Raw genomic sequence first — 15208 nt, 5'->3', positions numbered from 1 at the left:
CTTGCCTAAAGGACTGAATCAGCCTTGTTTTTTGGATACAGTTTCAGCGATGTGCGCCGGAGCTGTGTTGTATTTTTTGAATTCCATAGAGTAGCTTGCGCGACCCTGGGACATGGAGCGAACGTCGGTCGCATAACCGAACATCTCACCCAGCGGAACCTCGGCGCGAATCACTTTGCCGGAAACCGTGTCTTCCATACCCAAGATCATGCCGCGACGACGGTTAAGGTCGCCCATGACATCACCCATATAGTCTTCAGGTGTAACAACTTCTACCGCCATGATTGGCTCAAGCAACTCACCACCGCCCTTCTGGGCCAGTTGCTTGGTTGCCATGGAAGCAGCCACCTTAAACGCCATCTCGTTGGAGTCGACGTCGTGGTAAGAACCGTCAAAAACGGTTGCTTTCAGGCCGATCAGCGGATAGCCGGCAACAACACCGTTCTTCATCTGCTCTTCGATACCCTTCTGGATAGCCGGGATGTATTCCTTAGGAACAACACCACCAACTACTTCGTTCACGAATTGCAGACCTTCCTGACCTTCGTCAGCAGGAGCAAAACGGATCCAGCAGTGACCGAACTGACCACGACCGCCGGACTGACGAACGAACTTGCCTTCGATTTCACAGTTCTTCGTGATGCGCTCACGATAGGAAACCTGAGGCTTACCGATGTTGGCTTCGACGTTGAACTCACGGCGCATCCGGTCAACCAGGATGTCCAGGTGCAGCTCGCCCATGCCGGAGATGATCGTTTGACCAGTCTCTTCATCAGTCTTGACGCGGAAAGATGGATCTTCCTGAGCAAGTTTGCCCAGAGCGATACCCATTTTTTCCTGGTCATCCTTGGTCTTAGGCTCTACGGCAACCGAAATAACCGGCTCCGGGAAGTCCATGCGAACCAGGATGATTGGCTTGGCAGCGTCGCACAAAGTCTCACCAGTGGTGACGTCCTTCATGCCGATCAGGGCCGCGATGTCACCAGCGCGCACTTCCTTGATCTCTTCACGGGCGTTTGCGTGCATTTGCACCATACGACCCACGCGCTCTTTCTTGCCTTTAACCGAGTTGATCACGCCGTCGCCGGAGGCCAACACGCCCGAGTAAACGCGGACGAAGGTCAAAGTACCCACGAATGGGTCGGTTGCGATCTTGAACGCCAGAGCCGAGAACGGCTCGCTGTCATCGGCGTGACGCTCCATCTCTTCTTCCTCGTTATCCGGGTTGGTACCCTTGATAGCAGGAATGTCGGTTGGAGCCGGCAGGTAGTCGATAACGGCGTCGAGAACCAGGGGAACACCCTTGTTCTTGAAGGAAGAACCGCAAACAGCCAAGACGATCTCACCAGCGATAGTACGCTGACGCAGAGCAGCCTTGATTTCCACGTTGGTGAGTTCTTCACCTTCGAGGTACTTGTTCATCAGCTCTTCGTTGGCTTCGGCAGCAGCCTCAACCATGTTATTGCGCCACTCGTCAGCCAGTTCCTGCAGTTCTGCAGGGATAGGCTTGCGAACAGGAACCATACCTTTGTCGGAATCATTCCAGTAGACCGCTTCCATGTTGATCAGATCGATCTGACCCTGGAAGTTATCTTCGGAACCGATAGCCAATTGGATTGGCACCGGAGTGTGACCCAGACGCTGCTTGATCTGACCGATCACGCGCAGGAAGTTGGCACCAGCACGGTCCATCTTGTTTACGTAAACAAGACGTGGAACGCCGTACTTGTTGGCTTGGCGCCATACGGTTTCCGACTGAGGCTCAACACCCGAGGTACCGCAGAACACAACGACAGCGCCGTCGAGTACGCGCAGGGAACGTTCAACTTCAATGGTGAAGTCTACGTGGCCCGGGGTATCGATTACGTTGAAACGGTGCTCGTCTTTGTACTGCTTCTCGGAACCTTTCCAGAAGGCGGTAATAGCAGCAGAAGTAATGGTAATACCACGCTCCTGCTCCTGAACCATCCAGTCTGTGGTCGCGGCGCCGTCATGCACCTCGCCCATTTTGTGACTTTTGCCGGTGTAAAACAGTACGCGCTCGGTGGTGGTGGTTTTACCAGCATCCACGTGAGCAACGATACCGATGTTACGGTAGCGGCTAATCGGAGTAGTACGAGCCATAAAGCCCTCGCAAAATTAGTGAAGCTAAGATTAGAAGCGGTAGTGCGAGAAAGCTTTGTTAGCTTCAGCCATACGGTGCACGTCTTCACGCTTCTTAACAGCAGCACCTTTACCTTCAGCAGCGTCCAACAGCTCGCCGGCCAAACGCAGAGCCATAGACTTCTCGCCGCGCTTACGGGCGAAGTCTACCAACCAGCGCATTGCCAGAGCGTTACGACGGGACGGACGAACTTCAACCGGAACCTGGTAAGTAGCACCGCCTACACGGCGCGACTTCACTTCGACCAGCGGAGCGATGGCGTCGAGAGCTTTCTCGAAGATTTCCAGGGGGTCGCTGTTCTTGCGTTCTTTAACCTTTTCCAGCGCGCCATAAACGATACGCTCGGCAACGGCTTTCTTGCCGCTTTCCATCACGTGGTTCATGAACTTGGCCAGGATTTGGCTTCCGTATTTTGGATCGTCAAGCACTTCGCGCTTGGCTGCTACGCGTCTTCTTGGCATGGATAAGCCCTCAAACGGTCTTCAGGTTCGTTCGGAATCGGTGCCCTTGCGGGACGCCTCCGACCTTACTCTTATCGACTCAGAAAATAAGATGATTCAGTTTTACAAAAAGCCGCTACTACTTAGGCTTCTTGGTACCGTACTTCGAACGACCCTGGTTACGACCTTTAACGCCGGAAGTATCCAAGGAGCCGCGTACGGTGTGGTAACGAACACCTGGCAAGTCTTTTACACGACCGCCGCGGATCAGTACCACGCTGTGCTCTTGCAGGTTGTGACCTTCACCACCGATGTACGAGGAAACCTCGAAACCGTTGGTCAGGCGCACACGGCATACTTTACGCAGTGCCGAGTTAGGTTTTTTCGGCGTAGTGGTATACACGCGAGTGCATACGCCACGACGTTGCGGGCAGTTCTGCAGCGCAGGTACGTCGGATTTCTCGACGATACGCTTACGCGGCTGACGTACCAGCTGGTTGATAGTTGCCATCTACTAGCTCCACTGTTGTCTTGCGACGCTATTGTCTTGCAAGAAAAGCAAAATGGCAGGAACGAATTCCCGCCAAATTTAGGGGTACAAGAGTCTAAAGAGGATCTTGTCCCCAGTCAAGGCAAGGCCCCGACCTCCCCTCTCATCGAACCGGGGCAAAAATGCCTCGATCCGACGAATGGGGCTGCCAGGGCCCAGACTTATTTACCGCAGAACTCAGTTACCGCTTGAGTTCAGCGCTTCGGTCAGTGCAGCTTCCACTTCACTGGCGCTTACGCGCAACGGCTTGTCAGCATCACGGCGGCGCTTGCGCTCGCTGTGGTAAGCCAAACCGGTACCGGCTGGGATCAGACGACCCACAACCACGTTTTCTTTCAGGCCGCGCAGGTAATCGCGCTTGCCGGTTACCGCCGCTTCGGTCAGTACGCGAGTGGTCTCCTGGAAGGAGGCCGCCGAGATGAACGACTCAGTGGACAACGACGCCTTGGTGATACCCAGCAGTACGCGAGTGAACTTGGAGACAAATTTGTCTTCCGCGCCCAGACGCTCGTTCTCTACCAGTACGTGAGTCAGTTCCATCTGGTCGCCCTTGATGAAACTGGAATCGCCGGATTCAGCGATCTCAACTTTACGCAGCATCTGACGCAGGATGGTCTCGATGTGCTTATCGTTGATCTTCACGCCTTGCAGGCGGTAAACGTCCTGGATCTCGTTAACGATGTACTTGGCCAACGCACTGACACCCAGCAGACGCAGGATGTCGTGTGGATCGCTCGGGCCGTCGGAGATAACTTCGCCGCGGTTTACCTGTTCGCCTTCAAACACGTTCAGGTGACGCCACTTCGGAATCAGCTCTTCATACGGATCGCTACCGTCGTTCGGAGTAATGACCAGACGGCGCTTGCCCTTGGTCTCTTTACCGAACGCGATGGTGCCGCTGACTTCAGCCAGAATCGACGCTTCTTTCGGACGACGAGCTTCGAACAAGTCAGCAACACGCGGCAGACCACCGGTGATGTCACGGGTTTTCGAAGTTTCTTGCGGGATACGCGCGATAACATCACCGATCGCGATCTTCGCACCATCCGCTACACCGACCAGGGCGTTGGCTGGCAGGAAGTACTGAGCGATTACGTCAGTGCCTGGCAGCAACAGATCCTTGCCGTTGTCATCGACCATCTTCACGGCAGGACGGATGTCTTTACCGGCAGCTGGACGATCTTTAGCGTCGAGTACTTCAATGTTGGTCATACCGGTCAATTCGTCAGTCTGACGCTTGATCGTGATGCCTTCTTCCATGCCCACGTAGGTCACGGTACCTTTCATTTCGGTAACGATTGGGTGAGTGTGCGGATCCCACTTGGCCACGATTGCGCCAGCGTCGACCTTGTCACCTTCTTTAACCGAAATCACAGCACCGTACGGCAGCTTGTAACGCTCACGCTCACGACCGTAGTCATCAGCGATTGCCAGCTCACCGGAACGGGACACAGCAACCAGGTGGCCATCCACTCGCTCAACGTGTTTCAGGTTGTGCAGACGGACGGTACCGCCATTCTTCACCTGAACGCTGTCGGCTGCGGAGGTCCGGCTTGCCGCACCACCGATGTGGAACGTACGCATGGTCAGCTGGGTACCCGGCTCACCGATGGACTGGGCAGCGATAACGCCGACCGCTTCACCGATGTTCACCTGGTGACCACGAGCCAAGTCACGGCCGTAGCACTTGGCGCAAATGCCGTAGCGGGTTTCGCAGCTGATCGGCGAGCGAACGATCACTTCGTCGATGCTGTTGAGTTCGATGAACTCGACCCACTTCTCATCTACCAGGGTGCCGGCAGGAACGATAACTTCCTCGGTACCTGGCTTGAATACATCACGGGCAATAACACGACCCAATACACGCTCACCCAGCGGCTCTACAACGTCACCGCCTTCAATGTGCGGAGTCATCAGCAGGCCATGCTCGGTGCCGCAATCGATCTCGGTCACGACCAGATCTTGTGCAACGTCTACCAGACGACGAGTCAGGTAACCGGAGTTAGCGGTTTTCAACGCGGTATCCGCCAGACCTTTACGAGCACCGTGAGTCGAGATGAAGTACTGAAGTACGCTCAAACCTTCACGGAAGTTCGCAGTAATCGGCGTTTCGATGATGGAACCGTCCGGCTTGGCCATCAGGCCACGCATACCGGCGAGCTGACGGATCTGCGCAGCAGAACCCCGTGCGCCCGAGTCGGCCATCATGTACATCGAGTTGAAGGACTCTTGGTCAACTTCGTCGCCGTGACGGTCAATGACTTTCTCTTTCGAGAGGTTGGCCATCATCGCCTTGGAAACTTCGTCGTTCGCCTTGGACCAAAGGTCGATTACCTTGTTGTACTTCTCGCCCTGGGTTACCAGGCCGGAAGCGTACTGGCTTTCGATCTCTTTCACTTCATCAGTAGCAGCACTGATGATGCGGGCCTTTTCATCCGGGATAACGAAGTCGTTAACACCGATGGAAACGCCGGAAATGGTCGAGTAAGCAAAACCGGTGTACATCAACTGGTCAGCGAAGATCACGGTCTCTTTCAAACCAACCACGCGGTAGCACTGGTTGATCAGCTTGGAGATCGCCTTTTTCTTCATCGGCAGGTTGACGACATCGTACGACAGACCTTTTGGCACAACTTGGTACAACAACGCACGGCCGACAGTGGTGTCGACGATACGAGTGTTGCTCACGCTGCCGCCATCACGGTCGTTGACGGTTTCGTTGATCCGCACTTTGACCTTGGCATGCAGTGCGGCTTCGCCGGCACGGAACACACGGTCAACTTCTTGCAGGTCAGCGAACACACGACCCTCGCCTTTGGCGTTGATCGCTTCACGGGTCATGTAGTACAGACCCAATACAACGTCCTGCGACGGAACGATGATTGGCTCACCGTTGGCTGGCGACAGAATGTTGTTGGTCGACATCATCAACGCGCGCGCTTCCAACTGGGCTTCCAGTGTCAGCGGTACGTGCACGGCCATTTGGTCGCCGTCGAAGTCGGCGTTGTACGCAGCACAGACCAGCGGGTGCAGCTGGATAGCCTTACCTTCGATCAGTACCGGTTCAAACGCCTGGATACCCAGACGGTGAAGGGTCGGTGCACGGTTGAGGAGAACCGGGTGTTCGCGGATCACTTCAGCGAGAACGTCCCAAACCTCTGGCAGTTCGCGCTCGACCATTTTCTTGGCCGCTTTGATGGTGGTCGCGAGACCGCGCATTTCGAGCTTGCCGAAGATGAATGGCTTGAACAGCTCAAGTGCCATCTTCTTAGGCAGACCGCACTGGTGCAGACGCAGGGTCGGGCCTACGGTAATTACCGAACGACCGGAGTAGTCAACACGCTTACCGAGCAAGTTCTGACGGAAACGACCTTGCTTACCCTTGATCATGTCAGCCAAGGATTTCAGAGGACGCTTGTTGGAACCGGTGATAGCGCGGCCACGACGGCCGTTGTCGAGCAAGGCATCGACAGCTTCTTGCAACATACGCTTTTCGTTGCGCACGATGATGTCCGGAGCGGACAGATCAAGCAGGCGCTTCAAGCGGTTGTTACGGTTGATCACGCGACGGTACAAGTCGTTGAGGTCGGAAGTCGCGAAACGACCGCCATCCAACGGTACCAGCGGACGCAGGTCTGGCGGCAGAACCGGCAGAACGGTCAGCACCATCCACTCTGGCAAGTTGCCGGAACCCTGGAAGGCTTCCATCAACTTCAGACGCTTGGACAGCTTCTTGATCTTGGTTTCGGAGTTGGTTTGCGGAATTTCTTCACGCAGGCGGCCAATCTCGTGCTCCAGGTCGATAGCGTGCAGCAGTTCGCGGACAGCTTCGGCACCCATGCGGGCATCGAAATCGTCACCGAACTCTTCCAGCGCTTCGAAGTACTGCTCGTCGTTCAGCAGCTGACCCTTTTCAAGGGTAGTCATGCCTGGATCGATAACGACATAGCTCTCGAAGTAGAGAACGCGTTCGATATCACGCAGGGTCATGTCCATCAGCAAGCCGATACGGGACGGCAGCGATTTCAGGAACCAGATGTGGGCAACCGGCGAAGCCAGTTCGATGTGCGCCATGCGCTCACGACGAACCTTGGCCAGTGCAACTTCAACGCCGCACTTCTCGCAAATCACACCACGGTGCTTCAAGCGCTTGTACTTACCGCACAGGCACTCGTAATCCTTAACCGGGCCAAAGATCTTGGCGCAGAACAGGCCGTCACGCTCAGGTTTGAACGTACGGTAGTTAATGGTTTCCGGCTTTTTAACTTCACCGAACGACCACGAACGGATCATCTCAGGCGATGCCAATCCAATACGGATGGCGTCGAACTCTTCGACTTGACCCTGGTTTTTCAGCAAATTCAGTAGGTCTTTCAAGGCCTTTCCTCCTGGCGGAGCAGAGAGCGGGCTAAACAGCCCCGCTCTCGATTCGCGTCACGTGTTATTCGGTTTCCAGATCGATATCGATGCCGAGGGAACGAATTTCTTTGATCAACACGTTGAAGGACTCGGGCATGCCCGGCTCCATACGGTGATCGCCGTCCACGATGTTTTTGTACATCTTGGTCCGACCGTTCACATCGTCCGACTTCACTGTGAGCATTTCTTGCAGAGTGTAAGCAGCACCGTATGCTTCCAGTGCCCAGACCTCCATCTCCCCGAAACGCTGACCACCGAACTGAGCCTTACCACCCAGCGGCTGCTGGGTAACCAGGCTGTACGAACCGGTAGAACGAGCGTGCATCTTGTCGTCTACCAAGTGGTTCAGCTTCAGCATGTACATGTAGCCAACAGTAACCGGGCGCTCGAACTTGTTGCCGGTACGGCCGTCGAACAGCTGCATCTGGCCGCTTTCTGGCAGGTCTGCCAGTTTCAGCATGGCCTTGATTTCGCTTTCCTTGGCACCGTCGAACACCGGGGTAGCCATTGGAACACCACCGCGCAGGTTCTTCGCCAGATCCAGGATTTCCTGGTCGGAGAAGGTGTCCAGCTCTTCGTTGCGACCGCCGATCTCGTTGTAGATCTCGTGCAGGAACTTACGCAGGTCTGCGACCTTGCGCTGCTCTTCGATCATACGGTTGATCTTCTCGCCCAGACCTTTGGCCGCGAGGCCCAGGTGGGTTTCAAGGATCTGACCAACGTTCATACGCGATGGTACGCCCAACGGGTTGAGGACGACGTCGACCGGGGTGCCATTGGCATCGTGCGGCATGTCTTCAACCGGCATGATCACGGAGACCACACCTTTGTTACCGTGACGACCGGCCATCTTGTCGCCCGGCTGGATGCGGCGACGGATTGCCAGGTAAACCTTGACGATTTTCAGCACGCCTGGAGCCAGGTCATCGCCCTGCTGCAGTTTGCGCTTCTTATCTTCGAACTTGTCGTCCAGCAGACGGCGGCGATCAACGATGTAGGCCTGGGCCTTCTCGAGCTGCTCGTTCAGAGCATCTTCAGCCATGCGCAGTTTGAACCACTGGCCGTGCTCAAGACCGTCGAGGACTTCGTCGGTGATGTCCTGACCTTTCTTCAGGCCTGCACCGCCTTCGGCCTTGTGGCCTACCAGGGCGGAACGCAGACGTTCGAAGGTCGCGCCTTCAACGATACGGAACTCTTCGTTCAGGTCCTTGCGGATCTCGTCGAGTTGGGTCTTCTCGATGGACAGTGCACGAGCATCACGCTCAACGCCGTCACGGGTGAAGACCTGTACGTCGATGACAGTACCTTTGGTACCGGTAGGTACACGCAGGGAGGTGTCTTTAACGTCGCTGGCTTTTTCACCGAAGATGGCACGCAACAGCTTCTCTTCCGGAGTCAGTTGGGTCTCGCCTTTCGGAGTGACCTTACCGACCAGGATGTCGCCTGCGCCTACTTCAGCACCTACGTAAACGATACCGGCTTCGTCCAGTTTGTTCAGTGCAGCTTCACCCACGTTCGGGATGTCTGCAGTGATTTCCTCTGGCCCAAGCTTGGTGTCACGGGCCACACAGGTCAGTTCCTGAATGTGGATCGTGGTGAAACGATCTTCTTGAACAACACGCTCGGACAGGCAAATGGAGTCTTCGAAGTTGAAGCCGTTCCACGCCATGAACGCGATGCGCATGTTCTGACCCAGTGCCAGTTCACCCATGTCGGTGGACGGGCCGTCGGCCATGATGTCGCTACGCTGAACGCGATCACCCTTGCTCACCAGCGGACGCTGGTTGATGCAGGTGTTCTGGTTTGAGCGGGTGTATTTGGTCAGGTTGTAGATGTCGACACCGGCTTCGCCAGTTTCAACTTCGTCATCGGCAACACGAACCACGATACGGCTGGCATCAACAGAGTCGATCACGCCGCCACGACGAGCCACGACGCAAACGCCGGAGTCACGGGCTACGTTACGCTCCATGCCGGTACCTACCAGCGGCTTGTCAGCGCGCAGGGTCGGTACAGCTTGACGCTGCATGTTAGAACCCATCAACGCACGGTTGGCGTCATCGTGCTCCAGGAACGGGATCAGCGACGCTGCAACCGAAACTACCTGCTTCGGCGAAACGTCCATCAAGGTGACGTCTTCCGGCGCCTTGACGGTGAACTCGTTCAAGTGACGAACAGCTACCAGCTCGTCGATCAGGACTTTCTTGTCGTTCATCGTGGCCGAAGCCTGAGCGATCACGTGATCGGCTTCTTCGATGGCGGACAGGAACACGATCTCGTCGGTGACCAGAGCGTCTTTCACCACGCGGTACGGGCTTTCGAGGAAGCCGTACTGGTTGGTGCGCGCATAAGCAGCCAGGGAGTTGATCAGACCGATGTTCGGACCTTCCGGCGTTTCGATCGGGCAAACACGACCGTAGTGCGTCGGGTGTACGTCACGCACTTCAAAGCCAGCACGCTCACGGGTCAGACCGCCCGGGCCCAGTGCAGAAACACGGCGCTTGTGGGTGATCTCGGAGAGCGGGTTGTTCTGGTCCATGAACTGGGAAAGCTGGCTGGAACCGAAGAACTCTTTCACCGCCGCAGCCACTGGCTTGGCGTTGATCAGGTCTTGCGGCATCAGGCCTTCGCTTTCAGCCATCGACAGACGCTCTTTGACCGCACGCTCAACACGTACCAGGCCAACGCGGAACTGGTTCTCGGCCATCTCGCCTACGCAGCGAACACGACGGTTACCCAGGTGGTCGATGTCATCGACGATGCCTTTACCGTTACGGATGTCGACCAGGGTCTTCAGTACCGCGACGATGTCTTCCTTGCACAGCACGCCCGAACCTTCGATCTCGGTACGGCCGATACGACGGTTGAACTTCATCCGGCCGACCGCAGACAGGTCATAGCGCTCAGGGCTGAAGAACAGGTTGTTGAACAGGGTCTCGGCAGCGTCTTTGGTTGGTGGCTCACCAGGACGCATCATGCGATAGATCTCGACCAGCGCTTCCAATTGGTTGCTGGTGGAGTCGATCTTCAGCGTGTCGGAGATGAACGGACCGCAGTCGATGTCGTTGGTGTACAGGGTCTCGATGCGAACAACCTGAGCCTTGGCGATTTTGGCCAGGATCTCGGTGTTCAGCTCGGTGTTGCACTCAGCCAGGATTTCGCCTGTCGCCGGGTGAACAATAACCTTGGCGGTCGTGCGACCCAGGACGTAGTCCAGAGGCACTTCCAGCTCTGTAATACCGGCTTTTTCGATCTGGTTGATGTGGCGCGCAGTAATACGACGACCCGCCTCAACAATGACCTTGCCCTTTTCATCCTGGATATCCAGGACGGCAATTTCACCACGCAGACGGGAAGCGATCAGCTCCAGCTTGAGGGTTTCATCCTTCAGGCTGAATACGTTGGTGGTGTAGAAAGCGTCCAGCACTTGCTCAGTGGTATAGCCGAGCGCGCGCAGCAGTACCGAGGCCGGCAGCTTGCGACGACGGTCGATACGCACGAACACGCAGTCTTTCGGGTCGAACTCGAAGTCCAACCACGAACCACGGTACGGAATGATCCGCGCGGAGTACAGGAGCTTACCGGAGCTGTGCGTCTTGCCGCGGTCGTGGTCGAAGAACACGCCCGGGGAACGGTGCAGCTGGGAAACGATCACACGCTCGGTACCGTTGATAACGAAGGTACCGTTCTCAGTCATCAGTGGGATTTCGCCCATGTAGACTTCTTGCTCTTTGATGTCCTTGATCGCTTTGTTCGACGATTCTTTGTCGAAAATGATCAGGCGGACTTTTACCCGCAAAGGTACGGCGTACGTAACACCGCGCAACACGCATTCTTTGACATCAAATGCCGGTTCGCCCAGGCGATAACCGACGTACTCCAGCGCAGCATTGCCGGAGTAGCTGATGATCGGGAAAACGGATTTGAAGGCCGCATGCAGGCCCACGTCGCGGAACTGATCTTTGGTCGCTCCCGCCTGCAAGAATTCACGATACGAATCCAGCTGGATAGCCAGAAGGTACGGGACATCCATGACGTCCGGCAACTTGCTAAAGTCCTTGCGGATACGTTTTTTCTCAGTATATGAGTAAGCCATCAGCGTTCCCCAGCTTGGTCACCTGCTTGTTTGGCCCCCCCGACGGGAGCAGCCAGAAAATCTCGCAAACCCCATGGTTTGCACCACCGCATCGGGTGGCTACAGCGCGTTAATGGCGGCGACCGAGTCGACAGCCAAGAACGGAAAAAGGCCGGTGGCAAGAGCCACCAGCCATCAGCCTTCAGCTTAACGCTTGGGCTGGAGACGCAAGGTCGATGCTTACTTCAGCTCGACTTTAGCGCCTGCTTCTTCCAGAACAGCTTTGGCTTTGTCAGCGGCGTCTTTCGACACTGCTTCCAGAACCTGGGCAGGAGCGCCGTCAACTACAGCCTTGGCTTCTTTCAGGCCCAGACCGGTCAGTTCACGTACTGCCTTGATCACGTTTACTTTCTTCTCGCCAGCTTCCAGCAGCATGACGTTGAATTCGGTTTGCTCTTCAGCAGCAACAGCAGCAACAGCTGGGCCAGCGGAAGCAGCGGCAGCGGAAACGCCGAATTTTTCTTCGAAAGCTTTGATCAGCTCAACAACCTGCAGAACCGACATTTCAGCTACGGCGTTGAGGATATCGTCTTGGGAGATAGACATTGCTGTATTTCCTGAATTGGGGGACGGCCTACTCGGCCATCGAAATAAACAAAAATACGCGAGAGAAGTCGCTCAGCCTTAGGCTGCGGCGGCTTCTTTTTGCTCGCGAACTGCGGCCAGAGTACGAGCCAGCTTGCTGGTAGCGCCTTGAATCACGCTCATCAGCTGCGAAATGGCTTCGTCGCGGGTCGGCAGTGTTGCCAGTACGTCGATTTGGTTAGCTGCGAGGAACTTGCCCTCGAACGCAGCTGCCTTGATCTCGAACTTTTCCTGACTCTTGGCGAATTCTTTGAACAAACGGGCAGCAGCGCCTGGATGTTCTTTAGAGAACGCGATCAGAGTCGGGCCGGTGAACACGTCGTTAAGGACACTGTATTCAGTGTCAGCAACGGCGCGCTTGAGCAGGGTGTTACGTACAACACGTACGTATACGCCAGCTTCACGAGCCTCTTTACGGAGTCCGGTCATAGCGCCTACTGTCACACCACGGGCATCAGCCACGACAGCGGACAGAGCAGCTTTGGCAGCCTCGTTGACTTCAGCGACGATGGCCTTCTTGTCTTCGAGATTAATTGCCACGGGTTTAACTCCTGCTTGTTACCGTTTCATCTGGCCGGAGCCGGATGTCGTTTTGGTGTCTGATTCGGTAAGGAACCGGGAGCACCATCTGCGTAGGCTTGTGGTTTAAGACTTGCGTCGCCTACGGTCTTGGATAGCCCCCGCCAGGCAGGGACCCCAATTTTTTCAATTGGCGTGATCGCTCACGCCAATCTGTGTCTTATACGTCCAGCGAACCTTGGTCGATGACCAGACCCGGGCCCATAGTGGTGCTCAGGGTAACGCGCTTGACGTAGATACCTTTCGAGGAAGCAGGCTTGATACGCTTCAGATCAGCGATCAGGGCTTCAACGTTTTCCTTCAGCTTGACGGCATCGAAGCCGACTTTGCCAACGGAGGTGTGAATGATGCCGTTTTTGTCGGTGCGATAACGAACCTGACCAGCCTTGGCGTTTTTAACCGCAGTGGCTACGTCTGGCGTTACGGTGCCGACTTTAGGGTTAGGCATCAGGCCACGTGGGCCCAGGATCTGACCCAACTGACCTACAACGCGCATTGCATCCGGGGAAGCAATAACTACGTCGTAGTTCAGGTCGCCGCCTTTCATTTCGGCAGCCAGGTCGTCCATGCCAACGCGGTCAGCGCCGGCGGCCAGAGCAGCTTCAGCTGCCGGGCCTTGGGTGAAGACAGCTACACGTACAGTCTTGCCAGTACCGTGTGGCAGCACAGTTGCGCTACGAACGACCTGGTCGGATTTACGTGGGTCAACACCCAGGTTTACAGCAACGTCAACGGACTCGCTGAACTTGACAGTCGACAGCTCGGTCAGCAGGGCAGCGGCGTCTACAAAGTTGTAGGCCTTGCCTGCTTCGATTTTGCCGGCGATAGCCTTTTGGCGCTTGGTCAGCTTAGCCATTACACACCCTCCACGTTAAGGCCCATGCTACGAGCAGAACCGGCGATGGTACGCACGGCTGCATCCATATCAGCTGCAGTCAAATCCGCGTTTTTGGTTTTCGCGATTTCTTCCAGCTGAGCACGAGTTACGGTGCCAACCTTAACGGTGTTCGGACGAGCGGAACCGCTAGTCAGACCAGCAGCTTTCTTCAACAGAACCGAAGCCGGAGTCGACTTGGTTTCGAAAGTGAAGCTACGGTCGCTGTATACAGTGATGATCACTGGAGTCGGCAGACCTGGCTCAAGACCCTGAGTACGGGCGTTGAAGGCCTTGCAGAATTCCATGATGTTCACGCCGTGCTGACCCAGAGCTGGACCGACGGGTGGGCTAGGGTTGGCCTGAGCGGCCTTCACTTGCAGCTTGATGTAAGCGGTAATCTTCTTGGCCATGAGGCACTCCAATTACGGGTTCAAACGCCTCGAAAGGCTCCCCGGTTACTTGCGCGTTTATCCCAGTGACGACAAAACCCCACAGCCTAAGGCTGCGGGGTTGGGATGCTTGCTCAGCTAGACCTTCTCGACCTGGCTGAACTCCAACTCTACCGGAGTAGAGCGACCGAAAATAAGCACTGCCACTTGGATCCGGCTCTTTTCGTAGTTAACTTCTTCGACAGTACCGTTGAAATCAGCAAACGGACCATCTGTGACACGAACAACCTCACCCGGCTCGAAAAGCGTCTTCGGCTTAGGCTTGTCGCTACCATCAGCAACACGACGCAGAATGGCTTCTGCCTCTTTATCAGTGATAGGAGCAGGCTTATCAGCAGTACCGCCAATGAAGCCCATGACACGAGGAGTGTCCTTGACCAAGTGCCAAGTACCTTCATTCATGTCCATCTGAACCAGCACATAGCCAGGGAAGAACTTGCGTTCGCTTTTGCGCTTCTGACCATTCCGCATTTCAACCACTTCTTCAGTGGGAACCAGAATTTCGCCGAAGCCATCTTCCATGCCTGCCAGCTTTACGCGCTCCAGCAAAGAGCGCATAACATGCTTCTCGTAACCCGAGTAAGCATGCACAACGTACCAACGCTTAGCCACGGGACACCCTTAGCCAACAATCAAGGAAACAAGCCAGCCGAGCAGGGAATCAAGACCCCACAACAGCAACGCCATAACCAGAACAACAGCCACAACAATCAACGTGGTCTGCGTGGTTTCTTGGCGAGTCGGCCAAACGACTTTACGAATTTCGGTGCGAGCTTCCTTTACCAGGACTGCGAAAGACTTGCCTTTGGCAGTCTGCAGGCCTACAAAGGCAGCTACAGCAGCAAGGACAAGCAAAGCGAGTACACGGTACAGGATCGGCGAAGCAGAATAGTACTGATTGCCAACAACGCCTACGACCACCAATGCGACTACAGCGAGCCACTTGACCAGATCGAAACGAGAGCTTTGAGCTTCAGCCTTAGGAGTCATCTATGAAGATCCTGTGAAAA

11 protein-coding genes are annotated in these 15208 nt (G+C 55.6%); all 11 read right to left on the bottom strand.

The window, feature by feature from the left end; translation table 11 throughout:
* Positions 1-18: 18 nt before the first annotated feature.
* The gene (gene fusA / locus AC0IYN_RS13560; protein ID WP_033900034.1) at positions 19-2124 is read right to left on the bottom strand and encodes an elongation factor G; all 2106 of its coding nucleotides are present in this window, start codon (positions 2122-2124) and stop codon (positions 19-21) included.
* Positions 2125-2154: 30 nt separating this feature from the next.
* Positions 2155-2625, bottom strand: a complete 471-nt coding sequence (rpsG, locus tag AC0IYN_RS13555; protein WP_002555493.1) for a 30S ribosomal protein S7 — start codon at positions 2623-2625, stop codon at positions 2155-2157.
* Between the two features lie 118 nt (positions 2626-2743).
* Positions 2744-3115 carry a 30S ribosomal protein S12 gene (rpsL, locus tag AC0IYN_RS13550; RefSeq protein ID WP_002555494.1) on the bottom strand — a complete coding sequence of 124 codons (372 nt, stop codon included), beginning with the start codon at positions 3113-3115 and terminating at the stop codon, positions 2744-2746.
* 216 nt (positions 3116-3331) lie between these two features.
* Complete coding sequence (rpoC, locus tag AC0IYN_RS13545) at positions 3332-7531, bottom strand: DNA-directed RNA polymerase subunit beta' (RefSeq protein ID WP_078050399.1); 4200 nt, start codon at positions 7529-7531, stop codon at positions 3332-3334.
* A 64-nt stretch (positions 7532-7595) separates the two neighbouring features.
* Complete coding sequence (gene rpoB / locus AC0IYN_RS13540; RefSeq protein ID WP_034101000.1) at positions 7596-11669, bottom strand: DNA-directed RNA polymerase subunit beta; 4074 nt, start codon at positions 11667-11669, stop codon at positions 7596-7598.
* 219 nt (positions 11670-11888) lie between these two features.
* Positions 11889-12254, bottom strand: a complete 366-nt coding sequence (gene rplL, locus AC0IYN_RS13535; RefSeq protein ID WP_003210093.1) for a 50S ribosomal protein L7/L12 — start codon at positions 12252-12254, stop codon at positions 11889-11891.
* A 78-nt stretch (positions 12255-12332) separates the two neighbouring features.
* Complete coding sequence (gene rplJ, locus AC0IYN_RS13530; RefSeq protein ID WP_010206364.1) at positions 12333-12833, bottom strand: 50S ribosomal protein L10; 501 nt, start codon at positions 12831-12833, stop codon at positions 12333-12335.
* Positions 12834-13032: 199 nt separating this feature from the next.
* Positions 13033-13728 carry a 50S ribosomal protein L1 gene (gene rplA, locus AC0IYN_RS13525; protein ID WP_003232403.1) on the bottom strand — a complete coding sequence of 232 codons (696 nt, stop codon included), beginning with the start codon at positions 13726-13728 and terminating at the stop codon, positions 13033-13035.
* Positions 13728-14159: a 50S ribosomal protein L11 gene (rplK, locus tag AC0IYN_RS13520; RefSeq protein ID WP_003176435.1), complete on the bottom strand. Its 432-nt coding sequence runs from the start codon at positions 14157-14159 to the stop codon at positions 13728-13730. The genes rplA and rplK overlap by 1 nt, the downstream gene beginning before the upstream one ends.
* 117 nt (positions 14160-14276) lie before the next feature.
* Positions 14277-14810: a transcription termination/antitermination protein NusG gene (nusG, locus tag AC0IYN_RS13515; protein ID WP_003176436.1), complete on the bottom strand. Its 534-nt coding sequence runs from the start codon at positions 14808-14810 to the stop codon at positions 14277-14279.
* Between the two features lie 9 nt (positions 14811-14819).
* On the bottom strand, positions 14820-15188 hold the full coding sequence (gene secE / locus AC0IYN_RS13510) for a preprotein translocase subunit SecE (protein ID WP_025857211.1): 369 nt from the start codon (positions 15186-15188) through the stop codon (positions 14820-14822).
* Positions 15189-15208: the final 20 nt, after the last annotated feature.

This window comes from Pseudomonas sp. AC112, from assembly GCF_979253545.1.
Note: the sequence above shows the minus strand (reverse complement) of the source record. Positions and strands in the feature narration are given on the sequence as shown.